Here is a 21,599-nt window from a genome sequence, read left to right as displayed (position 1 = left end):
TCCTTAGTCACGCCTTGCCGCCGACCTGAGTGAGCCACGGGCTTGGGGTGATGTACCACAGGAGGAAGATCGCTGCCGCGCCGTTCGTGATCAACAGAATCGAGAGCGGGACATTGAGCAGGGTCTGCACCAGCACGCCGCTCGACAGGATCACGAATCTCGGTGGCAGCCTGTTCGACGTGCAATTGCCTAGCGACAGGATAAGGCCAGACAGGAGCGCGCTCAGCGGCGTCCAGGCCGTGCTGACCGAGGCTATTCCCTCGGTGGCGAGCAGGGACGCATTGATATTCCCGACCGGATAGTTCCGGGCGAGGATGGCCGGAAGCTGCTCGGCATAGGGGCAGCCGATGTACGATCTGATCAGCGAGATCTGACAGAAGTGCGTGACTTCATGCCGCGAGAAGAAGTCGTTGTAGACGTCGAGCGAAATCGATGGAAACGCGATCATCCGGAAGTTGACGGACCCGAAATAGTCGATGAGATGAGCCAGCGATACCACGCCGGCATAGTACAGCAGCGCCACGAGCACGCCCACGAGGAGCGGTATCAGCAGCGACAGGATCACGACGCGCCTTGCCTCCATGTGGCTCGTCAGAAGCCACAGGAACGCGAGCCAGAAAGGAGCGAACATCGTCGTCTTGGTCAGGGTGATCGGATAGAAGCTCAGGATCAGGAGCAGCGTCGCGCAAGCCGGAATATTTGCTCCCCGCTCGACAAAGCAGGCGAATGCAAAAGGCAGCAGAGCGCCAAGCGTAATTCCGATCGCGTATCTGAGCGGGACCGGAAAATCGAGCTGGTCGCGGAACTGGTAGATATCGGCAAGCCCCACCAGTTTGAAGTTGTAGTACATGCCGGCGGCGAGCGTGACGATCGCAATGGTCACGATTGCGGCCAGGAGCCTGTTCATGACCTTCGGCGTGAAGCTGATTGGAGGCTTCGCCGGCCTGTCGATCAGCATGGCCGGGATCAGGAAGCCGGCAAACGAAGCCAATGCGAACAGTCCGGTCGCCCTATGGTCGTAGCTGAACAGCGAGAACGGGATGAGCCAGAGATACCCGAGCACGATCGTGTAGAGATAGAAGCTCGTGAGGTATCCGAAACTGAAGGGAGCGCAGGCGAATATGATCGACAGCGCGATGGGTGAGAGCACGATCAGCGCCGCCGAGACGATCGAGGGCCACTCGAATGCGAAGATCTGCAGGTAGCCATACAGGTGGATGACGATCGTCAGCGATATGCAACAAACCACTGCATATCCGATCAGGAATGAGAGCAGGCCGCCGTTCAGTTTACCGGAATAGCTGGGCATCTGCATCGTGCTGCCCTAGGGCTCACCGGAGCGTTGATCTCCCAAGAGCTCCCTTGGGGCAATGTACCAAAGCAGGAACAGGACCAGGGTGCCGTGCGTCACGAGCGCGACCGTGAGCGGAACGTTGATCAAAATCTGTAGCAGCAGTCCGCTGGACAGAAGAATGAACCGTCCGGAGAGACCCGCCGAGGCGCGATTGCCCAGGCTGATGATGAGGCCGCAAACGGCAGCCGAAACGGGGGCAAGCACCGTGCCGACCGAGGCGATGCCTTCGGTGGCAAACAGCGAAGCGTTGAAATAGCCGAGGTGATAGCTGTCGGCCATGAAGACCGAGAGCTGATCCTTGTACGGGCAGGACATGACCAGCTTGAGCGGCGTGATCTGGCAGAAATGGGTCAGTTCATGGGACGAGAAGAAGTCATTGTAGAAATCGAGCGCGCTCGAAGGCATCGCGATCATCCTAAAATTGACGGTTCCAAAATAGACGAAGACCCGGTCCGGGACCAAATCATAGCGATAGAGCACGGCAATCAGCACGCCCGCCAGGATTGGCAGAAGCAGGGAGAGAATGATGGCCATCCGGGATTCGAAATAGATCGACAAAAGTGTAAGAAACAGCAGCCAGCTCGGCGCCAGCAGCGCGACCTTCGTGAGGGTTACGGGATAAAACAGGACGAGCAGCGCCAGGCAGATCACCGCCAGCACGTATCGCCTGAGCTGGATGAAGCTGGCATAGGCGAAAGGAAGCAACGCGCCCGAGACGATGCCGATCGCGTATTGAAGCGACCTGGGCAGATCGATCTCGTTGCGGAACTTGTACATGTCCGCGGGGCGGGCGGGTTGAAACTGGAACGTCATGCCGATCACCAGGACGACGATCGACAAGACGACAATGGCGGCGAGGAGGGCGTCGAGCTGTTTTGCAGTCAACGTAAAAAGCCGGGGAAGGGAAGAGCCGACGAACAGTGCCGGGACGAGAAAGGCAATTCCCGAGGCGAACGCGGAAATCGCCGCGGTTCGATGGTCGTAGGGAAAGGTCGAAAACGCGACCAGCCAGAGGTAGCCGAGAATGAGCGTGTAGAAATAGAAGCCGACGGCAAAGCCGAAACTGAAGCGTCTCAGTGCGAAGACGATCGCGCAGAGGGCAAAGGGGATCACCCCAATAGCGGCAGTGACGATGAGATGGAGGCCGTTCGGAGCCAAAGGCAACAGCCGGCGATAGTACTCGACGACGAAGATCAGGGACACGCAGCTCGTCACGATGTGACAGAGGATTGCGAGACCCAACCTGTATCGATCGCGCGCAGGCGATTGGGCTGCGGCGACGTCGGGAACGGCGTTCATTGGTGGGCGAGCGTGAGCAGGTTGCGTTGTGTGCCTAGTATCACGAAAAACGGATGCAGGAACAAAAACTTGCCAGTCCCTGGGGTGTCACAGGTGCCACGTGGGCAATATTGTCTTGATCGGCAACGAATTTTTCGAATATACGCTTTGATGTCCGCGCCCTGGAACGCGCAATCAACCGATCCGGCAAGGGACTACCAAGAGGAAGGGCGGATGATCAGATTTGGCTTGCTGGGCTGCGGGCGCATCGCGAAACGCCATGCGGATCTGCTCGCTGGCAATCACATCGAGCGGGCCAGCCTCGTCGCCGTTTGTGACAACGTCAAACCTCGCGCCGATGCGTTCGCGGCAAAGTATGGCGTCCCGGCCCACGATAATCTCGACGATATGCTCGCACGCAAGGACGTCGACGCGGTCGCCGTCCTGACGCCCAGCGGCATGCATCCGCAGCACGCGATCGCGTGCGCGCGCGCCGGCAAGCACGTCGTTGTCGAGAAGCCGATGGCGCTGCGGTTGCAGGACGCCGACGACATGATCCGCGCGTGCGACGAAGCCGGCGTGAAGCTGTTCGTCGTCAAGCAAAATCGCTTCAACGTTCCGGTGGTCAAGGCGCGCGAGGCGCTGGACGCCGGCAGGTTTGGCCGGCTCGTCCTCGGCACCGTGCGGGTGCGCTGGTGCCGGGACCAGTCCTATTACGATCAGGACGCCTGGCGCGGCACCTGGGCCTATGACGGCGGCGTGCTGACGAATCAGGCCAGCCACCACATCGACATGCTGGAGTGGTTCTTCGGGGACGTGGTGAGCGTGCATGCGAGGGCAACGACGGCCCTGGTGAAGGTCGAGACCGAAGACACTGCGGTTGCGACGCTGAAATTCCGCAACGGCGCGCTCGGTATCATCGAGGCGACCACGGCGGTGCGGCCGAAGGACCTCGAAGGCTCCCTTTCGATCCTCGGCGAGAAGGGCACGGTTGAGATCGCGGGCTTTGCGGTCAACCAGATCAGGCACTGGAATTTCGTCGACGAGTTGCCGAGCGACAAGGTCGTCATCGAGAAGTTCTCGGTCAATCCGCCCAACGTCTACGGCTTCGGCCACCAGGCCTATTATCAACACGTCGTCGACTGCCTGCTGCATCAGCGCGCCGCGCTGGTCGACGGCCTGCAAGGCCGCAAGAGCCTCGAACTGATCTCCGCCCTCTACGAGTCGATCGAGACCGGGCAGGAAGTTGCGCTGCGCTTCGAGCCGCGGCGGAGCAAGCTCGGTGTGATCTCGTGAGCGGCAAGCCGCAAGTGCACCAGGTCGCCGTGCGCGACGTCAAATTCGGTGAGCGCGTCAAACTGGTCGAACCCTGCAATCTCTACGGCTGCGAGATCGCGGATGATTGCTTCGTCGGTCCCTTCACGGAGATACAGACCGGCGCCGTCGTCGGCGCGCGGACCCGTGTGCAGTCGCATGCCTTCATCTGCGAGCTGGTCTCGATCGGGGAAGATTGCTTCGTCGGGCACGGCGTGATGTTCATCAACGACACCTTCTCGACCGGCGGGCCGGCCCGCGGCCGCCGCGAATTGTGGCGTGCGACGAAGATCGGCAACCGGGTTTCGATCGGTTCGAACGCAACCATCATGCCGGTATCCATCGCCGATGACGTCGTGATCGGAGCGGGCTCAGTGGTCACGAAAGATATCACCGAGCCGGGCAGCTACGCCGGAAATCCCGCCCGCCGCCTCAAGGGCAAGACTTAAGGGCAAGACCTAGGGAATAGCATTCATGCCGGTACCTTACGCCGATCTCGGGCTCCAATATCAGTCGATCAAGGACGAGATCGACGGTGCGATCGCGGCGGTCATTCGCGACAGCGCGTTCATCCGTGGTCCCTATGTCGATGCCTTCGAGCGGGAGTTCGCGGCAGCGGCGAGCGTCAAGCACTGCGTGTCCTGCGCCAATGGCACCGATGCGCTCTACCTCGCGATGGCCGCGCTGAAGGTCAAGCTGGGCGACGAGGTCATCACCACCGCGCATTCGTGGATATCGACGTCCGCGATGATCACGCATGCGGGCGCGAAGGTCGTGTTCTGCGATACCGACGGCGAGACCTTCACGATCGACCCCGCGGCGGTCGAAGCCGCGATCACGCCGCGCACCGTCGGCATCATCCCGGTGCATCTCTACGGCCAGCCGGCGGACATGGACGCGATCATGGCGATCGCGCGCAAGCACGGCCTCTGGGTCATCGAGGACTGCGCCCAGGCGCACCTCGCGCAGTACAAGGGCCAGCCGGTCGGGACCTTCGGGGCGGCCGCGACCTACTCGTTCTATCCGGGCAAGAATCTGGGCGCGTTCGGAGATGCCGGCGCGGTCGTGACGGAGGACGCGGCACTGGCCGAGCACATGACCATGCTGGCCCGGCATGGCGGCCTGGTGAAGCACAAGCACCTGATCGAAGGCATCAACAGCCGGCTGGATGGAATGCAGGCGGCGATCCTGTCGGCCAAGCTGAAGCATCTGAAGGCCTGGACCGAGGCGCGTCAGGATGCTGCGTCGGTCTATGATGCCGGCCTCAATCAACTCGATGGCGTGGAGGTGCCCCGTGTCGCGCCCGACCGCACCCACGTCTATCATCTCTACACGATCAAGCATAAGAAGCGTGACGCGCTTGCAGCCTATCTCGGCGAGAACGGGGTGCAGACGGCGATCAACTACCCGACAGCGCTGCCGCTGCTGCCCGCCTATGAGCGATTGGCGCATCGCCCCGAACAGTTTCCGAGGGCGTTTGAAGATCAGAGCAAGATCCTCTCGCTGCCGATGTTTGCGGAGATCACGCGCGAGCAGCAGGACGAGGTCGTCAGGCTGATCAAGAACTTCTAGCCGTCGGTCTCGCGCAGGCGCCGCACGATGTCCCGGTAGCGCAACGTCGAGGCTTGCTCGCTGTATTTCAGCGCGGCGATCGCCGCGAGGCGGCCTCGTTCGAGCGTCGCCCCGCGATCGGACGCGGCTTCGGAGATCGCTTGCGCGAGCCTGGTCGGGTCCTCCGGCGGCACGACCCAGCCGATGTCTTCCTCCGCGACCGCAAGCCCGGCCTCCGCATTCGGCTCCGTTCCGACGATGACGGCCCGCCCGACGGCAAGAAAGTTGTAGAGGCGGCTTGGAATCGAGACACCGGCGACGTCGCGCCGGTAGGGGATGGCCCAGGCGTCCGCCGCCGCCAGGAATTCGGCAAGCTGTTCCTCGGGCACGGGATCCACCAAGGTGACGTTAGCCAGATTCTCCGAGGCTTGAAGGGTCTTCAACTCGGCCCAGCCGACGCCCCAGCCCGACAGAACGAAATGGATGTGCGTTTCATGCTGCAGGAGCCGCGCGGCTTCGAACACGGTGCGAGGTGCATGCGTGAAGCCGAGATTGCCGCAGAGACCGACGATGAACTTCGCCGGGTAGGGCTTCCTGAAACTGCAATCATCGTCGGGTTCGCGGAATCCGATCGGAAGCAATGTCCAGTTGGGCACGAAATGGATGCGCTCTGCGCGTACGCGCGGATAGCGCAGCAGCAGCGGGGGCACGTCACGGCCGATCACGAAGATCGCGTTCAGGGATCTGAAGAGCCAGCCATTGGCGAGGCGCAGGACGCGCGTGACGAGCGATGTCTGCCGGGCCATGCCGGCGGCCACCAGAGCTTCCGGATAGAGGTCGTAGATCAGGAGCGCCGTCGTGGCGCGCCGCAGCCTTGCTGCAAGCGTGATTGAATAGGGCAGGGTGAAAGGGCTCGTGACCGACATGACGACGTCGCCCGGTCGTGCGCGTCTGTAGACGGCCCAGAACAGGCGCAGCGCCAGCGCAGAGCTTGCGATGAGGCGTCTTGCGAGCGCGTGCTTGGGCGGTCTCCAGTTCGCGATGTCGACGACCTCGGGCGTGTTCCTGTCGACCGCCGGTCTCGCGGAGCCCGGCGTCCCCGACAGAACGACCGTCTGCATGTCCAGGGCGATCGCGTTCGCGATTGCACCGAGATAGGTCGCGGTCGTGCTCGAATCCGGCGGATAGAACTCCGTCGCGAGAATGAAGTTGGGAGCTTTCTCCACGGCGTTATCCGCGGGCCAGCAGCGGTAGGATGAAATCCCGCAGATTGCCACCGGCAAAGAGATGGCCAGGCATTCCGGCGGCGCGCGCAGCTTCGATGTCGGACGGCCTGTCGCCGACCACGAAGCTCTTGCTCGCGTCAACGGGGAACTTCGTCAGGAGGTCCACAATCATGCCGGGCTGCGGTTTGCGGCGATCACTGCTGGCCCGGTAGGGGGCGACCGACCCGTCCGGATGAAACGGGCAATATTCGAAAGCATCGATCCGTGCATCGTGGGCCGCCAGCTGCTCCGCCATCCAATCGTGCAGGCGATGGATGTCGGCCTCCTGATAGAATCCCCTGGCGACGCCCGACTGGTTGGTGATGACGAAGGCGAAATAGCCGGCATCGTTGATCGCCTTCACGGCCTCGATCGCACCGTCGGTCCAGCGGAATTTGTCGATCTCGAACAGATAATCGCTGTCGACGTTCAGAACGCCGTCGCGGTCGAAGAAAACGGCAGGGCGCAGCACCTGGTTGATCGCTGTGCTCTCTCGGTCTCGGGACATTTCGGCTCGAAATTGCGTTCTCTGTGGAGGCGGGCAAGTCGCTGATGCAGCCCGGTCGACCTGGGCGCTCAGTATCACGATTGTGTTCCAGGTCCAATCTGTCCCTCCACGCCCGGCTTGCCGGTTTCCGGGCGGTTCCCCGGGGTTGACCCGGGGGGCGATATGTCCAAGAAGAAGATCGGGAATGCGCTTCGTTCGGCGCCTAGTGTGCATCCATCCCTTTCAATTGTTACGGGAACAAGGTTGGCCATGACTCAACGTGTTGCTCTGATCACCGGCGTGACCGGGCAGGACGGCGCCTATCTGGCTGAACATCTGCTGTCGCTCGGCTATGTCGTGCACGGCATCAAGCGGCGCTCGTCCTCGTTCAACACCGCGCGTGTCGATCACCTCTACCAGGACCCGCATGTCGGCAACGTGCCGTTCCTGATGCATTACGGCGACATGACGGACTCGACCAATCTGATCCGCCTCGTGCAGCAGATCCGGCCGACCGAGATCTACAATCTCGCCGCCCAGAGCCACGTCGCCGTCAGTTTCGAGAGCCCGGAATACACCGCCAATGCCGATGCGATCGGCGTGCTCCGCCTGCTGGAGGCGATCCGCATCCTCGGCATGGAGAAGGAGACGCGGTTCTACCAGGCTTCGACCTCCGAGCTCTACGGCCTCGTGCAGGAGATCCCGCAGAAGGAGACCACGCCGTTCTATCCGCGCTCGCCTTACGGCGTGGCAAAGCTTTACGGCTACTGGATCACGGTGAACTACCGCGAAGCCTACGGCATGTTTGCCAGCAACGGCATCCTGTTCAACCACGAGAGCCCGATCCGCGGCGAGACCTTTGTCACGCGAAAGATCACGCGCAGCGTCGCCCGCATCGAGCTCGGTCTCGAGGACATGCTCTATCTCGGCAACCTCTCTGCCAAGCGCGATTGGGGCCATGCCAAGGACTATGTCGAGGGCATGCACATGATCCTCCAGGCCGACAAGCCCGACGATTTCGTACTCGCGACCGGCGAGACGCGCTCGGTGCGTGAGATGGTCGAGCTGTCGTTTGCGCAAGTCGGCCGCCATATCGAATGGCGCGGTGAAGGTGTCGACGAGACCGGCATCGATTCGAAAAGCGGCAAGACGGTCGTGAAGGTCGACCCGACCTATTTCCGGCCGACCGAGGTCGATCTCCTCGTCGGTGATGCCAGCAAGGCGCGCGACAAGCTCGGCTGGAAGCCGAAGCGGACGTTTGCCCAGCTCGTCGAGGAGATGGTCGCGAGCGATCTGGCCGAGGCAAGACGAGACGTGGCCAATGGCAAGCGCACCGTTTGAGCTGAAGGGCAAGAGTGTCTACGTCGCCGGCCATCGCGGCATGGTCGGAGCTGCGATTGCGCGCCGGCTCGAACGGGAAGGCGTCAGGCTCGTCACGGTGGATCGGCGCGAGGTCGATTTGCGCAGCCAGGCCGCCGTGTTCGACTGGTTCGCGAAGGTACGGCCGCAGGTCGTGTTCCTTGCCGCCGCAAAAGTCGGCGGCATCGTCGCCAACGACACGCTGCGTGCCGAGTTCATCTACGACAACATCGCGATCGCGGCGAATGTGATCCAGGCCGCGCATCAGAACAGCGCCGAGAAACTGATGTTTCTCGGCTCCTCCTGCATCTATCCAAAACTGGCGCCGCAGCCGCTGCGCGAAGACTCGGTGCTGACGGGTCCGCTGGAGCCGACCAACGAACCCTATGCGATCGCCAAGATCGCCGGCATCAAGATGGTCGAGGCCTATCGCAGCCAGTACGGATGCGACTTCATCAGCGTGATGCCGACCAATCTCTACGGTCCCGGCGACAATTATCATCCTGAACTCAGCCACGTCGTCGCCGCGCTGATCCGCCGCTTCCACGAGGCGAAGGTCTCGGGCACCAGAAGCGTCGTCGTGTGGGGCACCGGCACGCCGCGGCGCGAGTTCCTCTATGTCGACGACATGGCGGATGCCTGCGTGCACCTGATGAAGACCTATTCCGCTGCCGAGCTGATCAACATCGGCACCGGCGAGGACATCACCATTGCTGAATTCGCCCGCGTCGTCGCCGAAATCGTCGGTTACAGCGGCGAGATCTCTTTCGACACGTCGCGCCCCGACGGCACGCCGCGCAAGCTGCTCGACGTCAGCCGTCTCGATAAGCTCGGCTGGCGCGCGACGACGTTGCTTCACGATGGCTTGACGCGCGCTTATGAGGCGTACCGCGGATCGGCCGAACGCTCTTGAGCGGGATGCTGCGATGGGTTCGAGGCCGGCTGGGCGCATTCTGGAGTCGAGCGATTTGAGCCGGCCGCTGCAGGCAGCGAAATCGCTCGCCTTGGTTCTCTCGGCGTGTTCCAGCATCATCCTGGTCGTCTGGACGTTGCTGCGTTGCCGTCATGGCTTCGAGCTCACCGACGAAGGCTACTACCTGATCTGGATTTCGCGGCCCTGGGACTTCGACGCCTCGGTCACTCAGTTCGGGTTCATCTACCATCCGCTCTACCTGCTGACGGACCGCAATGTCGCGCTTCTCAGATGTGCGAATATCGGACTTCTCTTCGGTCTCGCCTTCTTGGCCAGCTATGCGTTGCTTTGGTCGCTCGGCAGGCAGTCCGCGGATCGGTCATCACGGGCCATTTGGCTGTGCTCGGCCGCTGCGGCCGCCGCCTCGACGCTGGTGCTGTTCTCGCCATGGCTACCCTCGCCAAGCTACAATTCGCTGGCGCTACAGTCGTTGATGGTGACGGCAGCCGGAGCAGTTCTGGCAAGGGGGGATCGCTCTGCCGTGAGCATGCTCGGCTGGTTCTTGCTTGGCCTCGGCGGAGCAGCGACATTCATGGCCAAACCGACGAGCGCTCTCGTGCTCGGCGCCTTGATCCCGCTTTATCTCGCGATCGCAGGCAAGCTCAACCTGCGCGGTCTTGGCATCGCGATTGTTGTGTCGCTTGTTGTCCTGATTTTGGTCGCCGGGGCGATCGATGGATCACCCTTTGCGTTTGTTCGTCGCATCATCAGCGGAAAGCAACTCAGCGACCTCTTGCAGGCCGGACATCGACTTGGCGACATCGTTCGCTGGGAGTCGATGGAAATGAACCACAAGTCCGCGTCGACCTTCTCCTATTTCATGTTCGGCTCATTTCTGTCCGTCGGCTTCGTGCTGCTCTGGCGGCAGTATATTTGGCCCTGGTCTGTCGTTGCCAACGCGGCGATCCTGATTGCGATCGTCCTCGCCGTCGCAACAATCCGATATCCGAATCCGTCCTCGGACGCGGTCCAGGCAAGCCAGCTGCTGGGCGTTTCGCTCGGTATTGCAATGGCCTTGTTCATCCTGCCCGGCTGGCATGTGCTGATGACCCGCGAACTTGGTGCGGCCGTTTTGCTGCTTCTCCTCCTGCCGATCGCCTATGCCGCGGGCACCAACACGGATCTCTGGGCTGCGGCCGGTCGAGCCGGGACGTTCTGGTTGTTGGCCGGGCTGGCCATTGCCGTCGCGGCGGCCGCAAGGGATCGCGCGTGGGAGGCGCTGCCCCTGGTCGCCGCACTGGCTCTGCTGATCCCGTGTTACGTGCTGACAGGAGCGATGGAAGCCCCCTATCGCCAGACCAGCGCGCTGCGACTTCAAACCCTCGATACCGAACTGTCCGAGATGGGCTCGCATCTGCTCCTGGGAGAGGAGACCGCAGCCTATATCGCGCAAGCGCGGAAGATCGCTGCGGACGGAGGATTTCGCGGCGGCGATTCCCTGATCGATCTGACCGGTACAAATCCCGCGACGGCGTTCTTCCTGAACGCCCGACCGCCGGCGTCTCTCTGGATGGCGGGCGGATATCCCGGAGCGATGGATTACGCGATCGAAGTCCTGCGACGCACACCGTGCACGATTCTCGCTGCATCCTGGATCTTGTTGGAAGAGCCGTCTTCGAGCCCGGTCTCGGCCCCGGCGATCCTGCAACGGTTCGGCATCGACATGTCAGCCGATCTGACGACTGCCGGCTCCATCGAGCTGGTGAGAGGCTTTGAGCCGCGACGCGTGAAGCAAACGCTTCTGCGCCCCGTAAGAGATCGCGAGACGGCTCGCCTGGCTTGCGACGTTAAGCATCGTGACGGCAGCGACCCGACTGGCGGCCATTGACCTTGAGCCGCTCTACCGTTCGTCCGCGATCACCTTGCCGTCGTTCGGCAGCGCCCCCGGGCTGACGAACTCGACATTGCCGCCAAGCTTCGTCACGGCGCGCAGGGTGCCGGCGACTTCCTCGTGCAAGGCATCATCCGCGGCCGCTGTTTCCGCCCTCAGCGTCATCGCGTCGGTCTCGCCCTGGCGCGCGACGACGAGGCGCAGGCGTCCGAGCGCGGGATGGCGCTTGCTGATCTCGGCGATCTGCTCGGGGCGGACGAACATGCCCTTGACCTTGGTGGTCTGGTCGGCGCGGCCCATCCAGCCCTTGATGCGCATGTTGGTGCGGCCGCATTTGCTCGGGCCCGGCAGCGCTGCCGTGAGGTCGCCGAGCGCGAGCCGGATCCAGGGATGGTGCGGATCGAGTGATGTCACCACGATCTCGCCGACATCGCCGGGCGCCACGGGATCGCCGGTGCCGGGCTTGACGATCTCCATGATCAGATCCTCGTTCACGATCATGCCGTCGCGCGCCTCGGTCTCGAAGGCGATGAGACCGAGATCGGCGGTGCCGAAGGCCTGGTAGGCATCGATGCCGCGCGCCTTGATCTCGGCCTGGAGCGAGGGCGGGAAGGCCGCGCCCGAAACCAGCGCGCGCTTGATTGAGGAGACATCGCGGTTTGCGGTTGCGGCGGCATCGAGCAGGATCTTGAGGAAGTCCGGCGTGCCGCTGTAGCCGACGGGACGATAGGCCTCGATCAGCTCGAATTGCTGCTCGGTATTGCCGGGCCCGGCTGGGATCACCGCGCAGCCAAGTGCGCGTGCCGAGGCATCGAAGATGAAGCCGCCGGGGGTGAGATGGTAGCTGAAGGTGTTGAGCACGATGTCGTCGGGGCGGAACCCGGCCGCGAACAGCGCCCGTGCACCGCGCCAGGGATCGGCCTGCCGCCCCTCCGGTTCGAAGATCGGCCCGGGGGAGGTGAACAGGCGAGCGAACGAGCCGGGAGCCGCTGTCACGAAGCCACCGAAGGGCGCTGAGGCCTTGTGCAGGGCCGGCAGTTCCGACTTGCGCAGCACCGGCAGGCCCGCCAGCGCCGCCCTGGAGGTCACGGCGGCCGGATCGACGCCCTTCAGCCGCTCGGCGTAGGCTGGTGCCGCCATCGCGCTACGCAGCATCTCCGGCAGTCGGGCGAACAGTTCGGCCTCGCGCGCGGCCTGTTCGCGCGTCTCGAGGGCGTCGTAATGGGCGGTCATGGCCGATCTTTCCCGGTTTGCATCCGTTGCACGCCGCCGCCGTCATGGGTATCAGACGGCCCTGGGCGAGGCTTGAAGAGGACGCGATGGCGGACGAAGGAATGATTGCGGCGGACGTGGTCGCACGCCTGAAGCGCCGCATGATCGAGGAGATGCTGCCGCTGTGGTCGACGGTCGGCTGGGACCATGACGCAGGCGGTTTCATCGACCGGCTGCACCCCGACGGTACGGCGGATGCGGCCGCGCCGCGGCGCGTGTTCGTGCAGGCCCGCCAGATCTGGTGCTACGCCAAGGCGGCGCAGATGGGCTGGTATCCGGAAGGGCGCGCCATCGCGCTGAAGGGGCTGGAGCATCTGCTGGCGAAGGCAAAGGCGCCCGACGGCAAGCCCGGCTATGTGCACCGGCTGACGCCGGAGGGCGCGGTGCTGGACGGTCGGCGCGATGCCTACGACCACGCCTTTATCCTGTTTGCACTCGCGACCGTGTACTCGCTCGACCAGGACGCGCAAATTCGCGTCGAGATCGACGCGTTGCTGGCCTTCCTCGACGGCCATTTGCGCTCGCCGCATGGCGGCGTCCACGAGAGCCTGCCGGTCTCGCTGCCGCGCCGGCAGAACCCGCAGATGCATCTGTTCGAGGCGATGATCGCGTGCTTTGACGCGACCCACGATCTGTCGTTCCAGAACCGCGCCGGCGAGTTCTTCGCGCTGTTTCTCGCCAATCTTTACGACAAGCAGAAGCGTGCCCTCGGCGAATATTTCGAGGAGGACTGGTCGAAGATCGAGCCGGTCAGCGTCGAGGCCGGTCACCAGGCCGAATGGGTCTGGCTGCTGAAGGGATTTGAACGCATCACGGGATGCCCGACCGGGCAGCGCCGCGCCGAACTGCTTGCGACTGCGCTGCGCTATCGCGACGAGGCGACCGGCTGCCTCGTCGATGAGGGCGATGCGAGTGGCAATATTCGTCGCAGCACGCGCCGGCTGTGGCCGCAGACCGAGATGGCGAAGGCGTGGATCGCGCAGGCCGAATCCGGCGAGGCGGGCGCGGCGGATGAGGCGCGCGCCGCGCTGGTGCGGCTCGAACGGCATTACCTCAGCCACCCCGTGAAGGGCGGCTGGTACGACCAGTTCGATCGCGACGGCAAATCGCTGGTCGACACCATTCCTGCGTCGTCGTTCTACCATGTTCTCTGCGCAGTCACGGAAGCGGACCAGGTCCTGGAAGGTTAAAGCCGTTTTGTTTTGACGCGTTTTCTTCACGCGAACCGGTTCCCACTTCGCTCGAAAACGCTATAGCCAGCGCTTGCGCCGCTTGAAGCTCTTGAGGTTCTTGAAGCTCTTGCGCTGGTCGCCGGCGCCGCCGAGGTAGAATTCCTTGACGTCCTCGTTGTCGCGGAGTTCGTCCGCGGTGCCGTCGAGCACGACCTTGCCCTGCTCCATGATGTAGCCGTGGCTCGCCACCGACAGCGCGGCGCGCGCGTTCTGCTCGACCAGCAGGATGGTGACGCCGAGGTCGCGGTTGATTTTCTGGATGATGGAAAATACCTCTTTCACCAGCAGCGGCGACAGGCCCATCGAGGGCTCGTCCATCAGGATCATCTTCGGGCGTGCCATCAGCGCGCGGCCGATCGCGAGCATTTGCTGCTCGCCGCCGGAGAGATAGCCGGCCAACCCCGTGCGTTCCTTCAGGCGCGGGAAATAATTGAAGACCATGTCGAGGTCGGCATCGACCCCGCGGTCCCTGCGGGTGAAGGCGCCGAGCTTGAGGTTCTCCAGCGACGTCATGTCGGCGACGATGCGCCGGCCCTCCATGACCTGGAAGATGCCGCGGCGGACGATCTTGTCGGGATCGATGCCGTTGATCCGCTCGCCTTCGAACAAGATTTCGCCACGCGTGACCTCGCCATCCTCGGTCTTGAGCAGCCCCGAGATCGCCTTCAGCGTCGTCGACTTGCCGGCGCCGTTGGCCCCGAGCAGCGCCACGATCGCGCCCTTGGGCACGTCGAGGCTGAGGCCGCGCAGCACCAGGATGACGTCGTCATAGACGACCTCGATGTTGCGCACGGCGAGGAGGGGCGGTGCGGGTACGGCGGTGGGACTGGGGCGAGTAGCTTCGTGGATTTCGGTCATTGGGTGTGCCGCCAATTTGGTACTCTCGTCATGCCCGGGCTCGTCCCGGGCATCCACGTTCTTCGTGCCGAGTGGTCAGGCGTGGATGGCCGGGACGAGCCCGGCCATGACGTCCGAGATCGGAATCACCAGCCCAGCAATTCCGGCTTGCGCGGCAGCTCGATGGTCTTGACCTTCTCGAGCTTGATCGTGCCCTTGGCCATGAGGTCGTTGAGATCGCCGTCGGTCGCGCCCGCGATCCTGGTGCGATAGAGCTCGACCTTCAGCGTGCCGCGATGGTCCTTGTCGGTCCAGGTCGAGGGATTGCAGACGCCTTCCATGCCGGCCGGCACCCAATCCTTCTTCTGGTAAAAGCCCTTCACGACGTTGTCGCCGGCGGCGCCGCCGTTCTTGGCGGCCCAGTCGAGCGCTTCCTTCATGTAGAGCGCCGAGCAGACGGCCGCGATGTAGTGCACGGGCCGATAGACCTTGCCGGTGGGATCGGACATCTTGGAGATCTCCATCACCGTCTTCATGCCGGGCGCATCGCCGCCCCAGCTCACGGCGGTGCGCAGCGGGAAGATCACGCCGTTGGCCGCATCGCCCGCGGTCTTGGCCGCGTTCTCGTCCATGCCCCAGACATTGCCCATGAACTGGATGTCGACGCCGGCGGTCTTGCAGGCCTTCATCACCGAGATGTTGGAGGCCGCGGTGTTGCCGAGATAAGCGTAGTTGGCGCCCGACGACTTCAGGCTCAGGCACTGCGCGCTGTAGTCACCGGGCGCAAGCGCGAACACCAGCGGCGGCAGCACCTCGAAACCGAGCTCCGTCGCCATGGCTTCGCCGGCGGCCTTCGGCGCGTTCGGATAGGGATGGTTTGCGCCCATGTGCACGAATTTCGCCTTGCCGGGCTTGCCCTTGGCTTTCCAGTCGTCGGCCGCCCACATCAGCATCGCGCGGAGCGAGTCCGAATAGCTCGGGCCATAAAAGAAATTGTAGGGCGCGGGCTTGGCCTTGCCGCTGACGCCTTCGGGGTCGGTGAGGGCTGCGGCGTAGGAGCCGGAGAGATCGGGAATCTTGTCCTGGGCGAGGAAGCCGGTCAGCGCCTCGGTGTCGGCGGTGCCCCAGCCCATGATCGCAGCGACCTTGCTGTCCGGCGCCGACCACTTCTTGTACAACGCGATCGCCTTCGGCACCTGGTAACCATAGTCGTTGGTGTCGACATTGAGCTGCTTGCCGCCGACGCCGCCGTTCTTGTTGACCCAGGCAAAGGTGTCGGCGACGGCCTGGCCGTAGGGCGTGCCCACGTCGGAGGTGCCGCCGGAATAATCGGCGAGATGGCCGATTGCGATCTGCGCCTGCGCGCTCGCCGAGACGACGGCGATCGCCAGCGCGAGCGATGCGGTGCTCAAAAGGGATTTTGTCTTCATGGGTTGCCTCCTCCTGTTTATTTGTTGGTTAGAGAGTTGCCGCGCTCAGTGCGAGAACGGGTAGAGTTTCCAGTACGCCTTGATCTGCCGCCAGCGATGCGCGAGCCCGTCGGGCTCGAACATCAGGAACGCGATGATGATCACCCCGATCGCGATCTCGCGCAGGAAGGTGATGTTGGTGTTGAGCGACAGCGCCTTGTCGATCGCGCCGCCCTTCAAATGATGACTGATGAGCTCCATCGTCTCCGGCAGCAGCACCACGAAGGCGGTGCCCATCAGCGTGCCCATGATCGAGCCGGTGCCGCCGATGATGATCATGGCCAGGAACAGGATCGAGCGTTCGATGCCGAAGCCTTCCTGCGACACCACGAGCTGGTAATGCGCATAGAGCGCGCCGGCGATGCCGGCGAAGAAGGCGGCGAGCGCAAACGAGAGCGTGCGGTATTTGGTCAGGTTGATGCCCATGATCTCCGCCGAGAGATAATGGTCGCGGATCGCCACCAGCGCGCGGCCGTCGCGCGTGCGCATCAAATTGGTGACGAGGACGTAGCTTGCGATCACATAAGCCAGCACGACGTAGAAGTATTGCCGATCGCCGCGCAAGCTGTAGCCGAAGATCGAGAACGGGTTTGCGCTCGCCGGCACCGAGCCGCCGGTGAACCATTCGGCGCGGGAGAAGAAGTCGAGCAGGATGTATTGCGCCGCCAGCGTCGCGATGACGAGATAGAGCCCCTTCAGCCGCGCCGCGGGGATGCCGAACACCAAGCCGACCAGCGCGGTGACGACACCCGCGAGCGGGATCGCGAAGAACACCGGGATCGGCGCGTTGTTGGAGATGTAGGCGGAGGTGAATGCGCCGAGCAGGAAGAAGGCGGCGTGTCCGATCGAGATCTGGCCGGTGAAGCCGACCAGGATGTTGAGCCCGAGCGCGGCGATCGAGAAGATGCCGATCTGGATCAGGATGCTGAGCCAGTAACCGCCGAGGAATTGCGGCACGAGGCAGAGCAGCAGCACGCCGAGAATCGCAAAGTTGCGGCTGGTGGTGGTCGGGAAGATCGTGGTGTCGGCCGCGTAGGAGGTGCGGAAATCACCAGCAGGGATGAGGGCAGGGCCGGCCATGGATCAGATCCGCTCGATGTCGTGGGTGCCGAACAGGCCGTAAGGCTTGATCATCAGCACGATGATGAGGACGTAGAACGGTGCGATCTCGTAGAGATTGCCCCAGTGCAGATATTCGCTGTCGACATATTGCGCGATGTTCTCGAGCAGACCGATGATGATGCCGCCGAGCACGGCGCCGCCGACGGAATCGAGCCCGCCGAGGATCGCCGCCGGAAACACTTTGATACCGTAGGCGGCAAGGCCTGACGACACGCCGTTCACGACGGCGACGACGACGCCCGCGACCGCTGAGACGGTCGCCGAGATCGCCCAGGCCATCGCGAACACGCTTTTGACGGAAATGCCGAGCGACTGCGCCACCTGCTGGTTGAACGCGGTGGCGCGCATCGCAAGGCCGTATTTGGAGGCGCGGAAGAACCAGGCCATGCCGATCATCATCGCGACCGAGACCACGAGGCTCATGACGTAGACAGTCTGGATCTGGAGGCCGAGCAGGCTGACCGCCTGGCTCTCGAACACGCGCGGGAACGGCTGCGGGTTGACGCCGAACATCCATTTCAGCGTCGCCTGCAGCACGGTGGAGAGGCCGATCGTCACCATGATCACGGAGATGATGGGCTCGCCGATCATCGGCCTCAGGATCAGCACCTGGATCGCGATGCCGAACACGAACATGAACACCAGCGTCATCGGCATGCCGATCCAGAACGGCACCTGGTATTTCGCGAGCAAGGTCCAGCATACCCAGGCGCCGACCAGCAGCAGCTCACCTTGCGCGAAATTGACGACCTGCGTCGCCTTGTAGATCAGCACGAACGACATCGCGACCACACCATAGAGCGTGCCGACCACGAGGCCGTTGACCAGAAGCTGAATGAGGAAGGCGGTGTTCATGTGATATGCTGTCCTTCGCCTCTCCCCGCTTGCGGGGAGAGGCCGACGCGCGGAACGCGCGGCGGGTGAGGGGGAGCCTCCGCATGCGCGGCGCTAATGAGTCCAAGACAGAACGCGCTAGAAGCCTGCGGGCCGCTTCGACGGACGCGGAGGGAGTACTCTGGTATCGCCTGCGCGCCCGAAGGCTGAATGGCTATAAGTTCATCCGACAAGAACCGATCGGACCGTACACCGTAGACTTCATTTGCCGTGAAGCCCGCCTGATCATTGAGGTGGACGGCGGGCAGCATGCAGACAGCTTGCACGACGCCGTGCGCGATAAGTGGCTTACCGATCGCAACTATCGGATCCTGCGGTTCTGGAATAACGACGTTTCGAGCAATCTGGCCGGCGTTCTCGAAACGATTGTCACCGCCCTTGCGGAGGCTCCCCCTCACCCGGATCGCTGACGCGCTCCGGCCTCTCCCCGCAAGCGGGGAGAGGCGAAGGGCAGCAGCATGCCTTGCTGGCAAGCTCACTCCGCAGCCTCCGCCATATGTCCGTGTCCGCCCAGATGCACCACGCGCAGCGTCGTGCGTACCCTCTGCGTGGTGCCGTCCTGGAAGCGGATCACGGTGTCGACGGGGATGTCGGCGACGCCGCGGTAGACGGCGTCGATGATGCCTTCGTATTTCTCGTTGATGACGCTGCGGCGCACTTTTCGGGTGCGGGTGAGCTCGCCATCGTCGGCGTCTAGCTCCTTGTAAAGCAGGAGGAAGCGCGAGATGCGCTGCGCAGGCGGCAGCGTGGCGTTGACGGTCTCGACCTCCTTGCGAAGCAGCGCGTAGACCTCCGGGCGTGAGGCAAGGTCGCTGTAAGTCGTGAAGGAGAGGCGGTTCTTCTCCGCCCATTTCGAGATGATGGAGTAGCGGATGCAGATCATCGCCGCGAGCGCGTCGCGCCCCGAGCCCAACACCACGGCTTCCGCGATGTAAGGCGAAAACTTCAACTTGTTCTCGATGAACTGCGGCGAGAACCGCTCACCGCGCGAGGTCTCGGCGAGATCCTTGATGCGGTCGATGACGACGAGTTGCTTGTTGTCGTTGAAATAGCCGGCATCGCCCGACAGCATCCAGCCATCCCGGATGTCTGCGACACTCGCCTCCGGATTCTTGTAATAGCCGAGGAACATGTGGGGATGCCGCACCACGATCTCGCCGACGCCATGGACGTCGGCATTGTCGATGCGGATCTCGACGCTATCGGCCATCGGCACGCCGGTGGTATCGGGATCGACCTTGCCCTCGGGATGCAGCGTGTAGGCGCCGAGCAGCTCGGTTTGGCCGTAGAGCGTGCGCAGCGGCACGCCCATGGCCTGGAAGAACTTGAAGGTATCAGGCCCGAGCGCCGCACCGCCGGTCGCGGCCGAGCGCAGGCGGGTAAACCCGAGACGGTCGCGCAATGCGCGGAACAGGATCGTGTCGGCAAAGCCGGACCGCTTGCCGTCTGCGAGCGCGGCAAGGCCGCTCTTCATGCCGAGGTCGAACAAGCGCTGCTTGAAGGGCGTCGCGTCCATCACCTTGGCGCGGACGTCTGCCGCGATGGATTCCCAGACGCGTGGCGCGAACAGCACGAATGTCGGCGCGATCTCGCGCAGATCGTTCATCATGGTGTCGGGCTCTTCGACGAAGTTCACCTTCATCCGGCAGAGCAAGCCTTTGCCGAGCACGTAGACCTGTTCCATGATCCAGGGCAGCGGCAGCACGGAGACGTATTCATCGTCCGGCCCCTTCGGGTCGAAAGCGAGATAGGTCGCGCAATGGCCGAGCACGCGGCCGGCGGCGAGCATCGCCAGTTTTGGGTGCGAGGTGGTGCCTGAGGTCGTGCAGAGGATCGCAACGTCCTCGCCCTTGGTGGCGTCGACGAGCCGATCGTAAAGTTCCGGCTCAAGCGTGGCGCGCGCGCGGCCGAGCTCGGCGAACTTTTCGGCCGACATCAGGCGCGGGTCGTCATATTTCCGCATCCCGCGCGGGTCGGAATAGACGATGTGCTTCAGCCTCGGCACGCGATCAGCGAGCGCGAGCAGCTTGTCGACCTGCTCCTCATCCTCGGCGAACACAAGCTGCGCCTCGCCATAGGTGAGGAGATACAAGGCTTCCTCGTCGAGCACATCGCGGTAAAGCCCGAGGCTCAGGCCGCCGATCGCATGAGCGGCCACTTCGGCGGCGACCCAGTCCGGCCGGTTGTCACCGATAATGCCGATGACATCCTCGCGCCCCAGGCCCAATTGGATGAGGCCGAGCGCAAAGTCGCGCACGCGGGTGTGGTAATCGTTCCAGGTGAAAACGCGCCATAGCCCGAGATCCTTCTCACGCAGCGCGATCTCGTTGCCATGTTCCTTCGCATTGAGCCGCAGCATCTTCGGATAGGTGTCGGCCTGCGCGACGCGGCCCGCATAATCCATCATGCAGCGCTCTCCTGCGCCGCCGGAGCATCGTCGGGATCGACCAGCACCTCGTCCTCTTCGCCGAGATAGGCACGCCTGACATGGGGATCGGCGAGCACGGCGGCCGGATCGCCCTCGGCGATCTTGCGGCCGAAATCCAGCACCATGACGCGGTGGGAGATATCCATCACCACGCCCATGTCGTGCTCGATCATCACCACCGTCATGCCGAACTCCTCGTTGAGATCGACGATGTAGCGGGCCATGTCCTCCTTCTCCTCGAAGTTCATGCCGGCCATCGGCTCGTCGAGAAGAATGAGGCGCGGCTCCAGCGCCATGGCGCGGGCGAGCTCGACGCGCTTGCGCAGGCCGTAGGAGAGAGTGCCGGCCGGCGCTTTTCGCACCGACTGGAGGTCCAGGAAGTCGATGATTTCCTCCACCTTGCGGCGGTGCGCGAGCTCTTCCTTGCGCGCGCCGGTGAGCCAGTACAGCGAGCCCGTGAGGAAATTGTTCTTCAGCAAATGATGGCGGCCGACCATGATGTTGTCGAGCACGCTCATGTGGTGGAACAGTGCGAGGTTCTGGAAGGTGCGGCCGATGCCGAGCGAGGCGCGCGCGTTCGGCGTCAGGCCGGTGATGTCACGCTCGCGATAGAACAGCTGGCCTTCGGTCGGCTTGTAGCGGCCGGAAATACAGTTCACGATCGAGGTCTTGCCGGCACCATTGGGGCCAATGATCGAGAACAGCTCGCCTTCCCTGATGGCGAAGCTGACATCGGTCAGCGCACGGACGCCGCCGAATCGCAAGGACACGCCGCGCACTTCGAGACTGGTAGCCACCAAACAAATCCCTCCCGGTGATGGCGCGTTCAGCGGCGCTCTTCGTCGGTTCCTGTCGGGCGATCCTAGTACGGCCGTACCGGCGAGGCCATGCAGCAGATGGTCCCGACCGGAGCCGCACAGCTCTCGTTCCCGT

Annotated in this window: 19 protein-coding genes; 8 read left to right on the top strand and 11 right to left on the bottom strand. The window is 63.3% G+C overall.

Features of this window, described 5'->3' with window-relative positions:
• Positions 1-7: 7 nt before the first annotated feature.
• Together IVB29_RS22645 and IVB29_RS22640 are read right to left on the bottom strand one after the other, a co-directional pair.
• Positions 8-1,315: a hypothetical protein gene (locus tag IVB29_RS22645; RefSeq protein ID WP_247505615.1), complete on the bottom strand. Its 1,308-nt coding sequence runs from the start codon at positions 1,313-1,315 to the stop codon at positions 8-10.
• Positions 1,316-1,324: 9 nt separating this feature from the next.
• On the bottom strand, positions 1,325-2,596 hold the full coding sequence (locus IVB29_RS22640) for a hypothetical protein (protein ID WP_247505614.1): 1,272 nt from the start codon (positions 2,594-2,596) through the stop codon (positions 1,325-1,327).
• A 270-nt stretch (positions 2,597-2,866) separates the two neighbouring features.
• Between IVB29_RS22640 and IVB29_RS22635 the strand changes: the two genes are divergently transcribed.
• Genes IVB29_RS22635 through IVB29_RS22625 form a run of 3 tightly spaced genes read left to right on the top strand, consistent with a single transcriptional unit; the run spans position 2,867 to position 5,518 of the window.
• A complete protein-coding gene (locus tag IVB29_RS22635; protein WP_247505613.1) occupies positions 2,867-3,928 on the top strand; it encodes a Gfo/Idh/MocA family oxidoreductase in 1,062 nt (353 codons plus the stop codon).
• The gene (locus tag IVB29_RS22630) at positions 3,925-4,395 is read left to right on the top strand and encodes an acyltransferase (RefSeq protein ID WP_247505612.1); all 471 of its coding nucleotides are present in this window, start codon (positions 3,925-3,927) and stop codon (positions 4,393-4,395) included. The genes IVB29_RS22635 and IVB29_RS22630 overlap by 4 nt, the downstream gene beginning before the upstream one ends.
• 25 nt (positions 4,396-4,420) lie before the next feature.
• The gene (locus IVB29_RS22625) at positions 4,421-5,518 is read left to right on the top strand and encodes a DegT/DnrJ/EryC1/StrS family aminotransferase (protein ID WP_247505611.1); all 1,098 of its coding nucleotides are present in this window, start codon (positions 4,421-4,423) and stop codon (positions 5,516-5,518) included.
• Here IVB29_RS22625 and IVB29_RS22620 read toward each other — a convergent pair.
• Positions 5,515-6,723 carry a glycosyltransferase family 4 protein gene (locus IVB29_RS22620; protein ID WP_247505610.1) on the bottom strand — a complete coding sequence of 403 codons (1,209 nt, stop codon included), beginning with the start codon at positions 6,721-6,723 and terminating at the stop codon, positions 5,515-5,517. The genes IVB29_RS22625 and IVB29_RS22620 overlap by 4 nt on opposite strands.
• A gap of 4 nt (positions 6,724-6,727) precedes the next feature.
• Positions 6,728-7,270, bottom strand: coding sequence for an HAD family hydrolase (locus tag IVB29_RS22615; RefSeq protein WP_247505609.1), 543 nt, complete (start codon positions 7,268-7,270; stop codon positions 6,728-6,730).
• A gap of 249 nt (positions 7,271-7,519) precedes the next feature.
• On the opposite strand from IVB29_RS22615, the gene gmd reads away from it, so the two are divergent.
• From gmd to IVB29_RS22600, 3 genes are read left to right on the top strand one after another with little or no spacing between them, the layout of a single operon-like run.
• Positions 7,520-8,590 carry a GDP-mannose 4,6-dehydratase gene (gene gmd / locus IVB29_RS22610; RefSeq protein ID WP_247505608.1) on the top strand — a complete coding sequence of 357 codons (1,071 nt, stop codon included), beginning with the start codon at positions 7,520-7,522 and terminating at the stop codon, positions 8,588-8,590.
• Positions 8,571-9,521: a GDP-L-fucose synthase gene (locus IVB29_RS22605; RefSeq protein ID WP_276576861.1), complete on the top strand. Its 951-nt coding sequence runs from the start codon at positions 8,571-8,573 to the stop codon at positions 9,519-9,521. Before gmd ends, IVB29_RS22605 begins: the two co-directional genes overlap by 20 nt.
• A gap of 55 nt (positions 9,522-9,576) precedes the next feature.
• Complete coding sequence (locus IVB29_RS22600; RefSeq protein ID WP_247505607.1) at positions 9,577-11,409, top strand: hypothetical protein; 1,833 nt, start codon at positions 9,577-9,579, stop codon at positions 11,407-11,409.
• 12 nt (positions 11,410-11,421) lie between these two features.
• On the opposite strand, the gene IVB29_RS22595 is transcribed toward IVB29_RS22600, so the two are convergent.
• Positions 11,422-12,645, bottom strand: coding sequence for an AMP-binding protein (locus tag IVB29_RS22595; protein ID WP_247505606.1), 1,224 nt, complete (start codon positions 12,643-12,645; stop codon positions 11,422-11,424).
• An 86-nt stretch (positions 12,646-12,731) separates the two neighbouring features.
• Between IVB29_RS22595 and IVB29_RS22590 the strand changes: the two genes are divergently transcribed.
• On the top strand, positions 12,732-13,874 hold the full coding sequence (locus IVB29_RS22590; protein ID WP_247505605.1) for an AGE family epimerase/isomerase: 1,143 nt from the start codon (positions 12,732-12,734) through the stop codon (positions 13,872-13,874).
• Positions 13,875-13,934: 60 nt separating this feature from the next.
• Here the strand turns inward: IVB29_RS22590 and IVB29_RS22585 are convergent, their stop codons facing one another.
• From IVB29_RS22585 to IVB29_RS22570, 4 genes are all read right to left on the bottom strand, one after another.
• On the bottom strand, positions 13,935-14,774 hold the full coding sequence (locus tag IVB29_RS22585; protein WP_247505604.1) for an ABC transporter ATP-binding protein: 840 nt from the start codon (positions 14,772-14,774) through the stop codon (positions 13,935-13,937).
• A 125-nt stretch (positions 14,775-14,899) separates the two neighbouring features.
• The gene (locus IVB29_RS22580) at positions 14,900-16,183 is read right to left on the bottom strand and encodes an ABC transporter substrate-binding protein (protein ID WP_247505603.1); all 1,284 of its coding nucleotides are present in this window, start codon (positions 16,181-16,183) and stop codon (positions 14,900-14,902) included.
• Positions 16,184-16,228: 45 nt separating this feature from the next.
• The gene (locus IVB29_RS22575) at positions 16,229-17,302 is read right to left on the bottom strand and encodes a branched-chain amino acid ABC transporter permease (protein ID WP_247505602.1); all 1,074 of its coding nucleotides are present in this window, start codon (positions 17,300-17,302) and stop codon (positions 16,229-16,231) included.
• Between the two features lie 3 nt (positions 17,303-17,305).
• The gene (locus tag IVB29_RS22570; protein WP_247505601.1) at positions 17,306-18,199 is read right to left on the bottom strand and encodes a branched-chain amino acid ABC transporter permease; all 894 of its coding nucleotides are present in this window, start codon (positions 18,197-18,199) and stop codon (positions 17,306-17,308) included.
• 83 nt (positions 18,200-18,282) lie between these two features.
• Here IVB29_RS22570 and IVB29_RS22565 point away from each other — a divergent pair, with 83 nt between their 5' ends.
• Positions 18,283-18,648: an endonuclease domain-containing protein gene (locus IVB29_RS22565; protein ID WP_247505600.1), complete on the top strand. Its 366-nt coding sequence runs from the start codon at positions 18,283-18,285 to the stop codon at positions 18,646-18,648.
• Positions 18,649-18,713: 65 nt separating this feature from the next.
• Here IVB29_RS22565 and IVB29_RS22560 read toward each other — a convergent pair whose 3' ends face one another.
• Both IVB29_RS22560 and IVB29_RS22555 read right to left on the bottom strand, forming a co-directional pair.
• Entirely contained in the window at positions 18,714-20,645 is a 1,932-nt protein-coding gene (locus tag IVB29_RS22560) for a long-chain fatty acid--CoA ligase (protein WP_247505599.1), read from the bottom strand.
• Positions 20,642-21,463, bottom strand: coding sequence for an ABC transporter ATP-binding protein (locus tag IVB29_RS22555; protein WP_247505598.1), 822 nt, complete (start codon positions 21,461-21,463; stop codon positions 20,642-20,644). The genes IVB29_RS22560 and IVB29_RS22555 overlap by 4 nt, the downstream gene beginning before the upstream one ends.
• Between the last annotated feature and the right edge of the window lie 136 nt (positions 21,464-21,599).

It is taken from the genome of Bradyrhizobium sp. 1 (assembly GCF_023073315.1).
In the GTDB taxonomy this organism is placed as follows: Bacteria; Pseudomonadota; Alphaproteobacteria; order Rhizobiales; family Xanthobacteraceae; genus Bradyrhizobium.
The sequence above is the reverse complement of the archived record's forward strand: the minus strand, read 5'-3'. Positions and strand labels throughout refer to the sequence as shown.

Excerpts from the sequence above, each read along its gene's own strand:
- IVB29_RS22645 (WP_247505615.1), bottom strand. The coding sequence starts at position 1,315 with ATGCAGATGCCCAGCTATTCCGGTAAACTGAACGGCGGCCTGCTCTCA.
- IVB29_RS22635 (WP_247505613.1), top strand. The coding sequence starts at position 2,867 with ATGATCAGATTTGGCTTGCTGGGCTGCGGGCGCATCGCGAAACGCCAT.
- IVB29_RS22625 (WP_247505611.1), top strand. The coding sequence starts at position 4,421 with ATGCCGGTACCTTACGCCGATCTCGGGCTCCAATATCAGTCGATCAAG.
- IVB29_RS22615 (WP_247505609.1), bottom strand. The coding sequence starts at position 7,270 with ATGTCCCGAGACCGAGAGAGCACAGCGATCAACCAGGTGCTGCGCCCT.
- gmd (WP_247505608.1), top strand. The coding sequence starts at position 7,520 with ATGACTCAACGTGTTGCTCTGATCACCGGCGTGACCGGGCAGGACGGC.
- IVB29_RS22605 (WP_276576861.1), top strand. The coding sequence starts at position 8,571 with ATGGCAAGCGCACCGTTTGAGCTGAAGGGCAAGAGTGTCTACGTCGCC.
- IVB29_RS22595 (WP_247505606.1), bottom strand. The coding sequence starts at position 12,645 with ATGACCGCCCATTACGACGCCCTCGAGACGCGCGAACAGGCCGCGCGC.
- IVB29_RS22590 (WP_247505605.1), top strand. The coding sequence starts at position 12,732 with ATGGCGGACGAAGGAATGATTGCGGCGGACGTGGTCGCACGCCTGAAG.
- IVB29_RS22585 (WP_247505604.1), bottom strand. The coding sequence starts at position 14,774 with ATGACCGAAATCCACGAAGCTACTCGCCCCAGTCCCACCGCCGTACCC.
- IVB29_RS22580 (WP_247505603.1), bottom strand. The coding sequence starts at position 16,183 with ATGAAGACAAAATCCCTTTTGAGCACCGCATCGCTCGCGCTGGCGATC.
- IVB29_RS22575 (WP_247505602.1), bottom strand. The coding sequence starts at position 17,302 with ATGGCCGGCCCTGCCCTCATCCCTGCTGGTGATTTCCGCACCTCCTAC.
- IVB29_RS22570 (WP_247505601.1), bottom strand. The coding sequence starts at position 18,199 with ATGAACACCGCCTTCCTCATTCAGCTTCTGGTCAACGGCCTCGTGGTC.
- IVB29_RS22565 (WP_247505600.1), top strand. The coding sequence starts at position 18,283 with ATGCGCGGCGCTAATGAGTCCAAGACAGAACGCGCTAGAAGCCTGCGG.
- IVB29_RS22560 (WP_247505599.1), bottom strand. The coding sequence starts at position 20,645 with ATGATGGATTATGCGGGCCGCGTCGCGCAGGCCGACACCTATCCGAAG.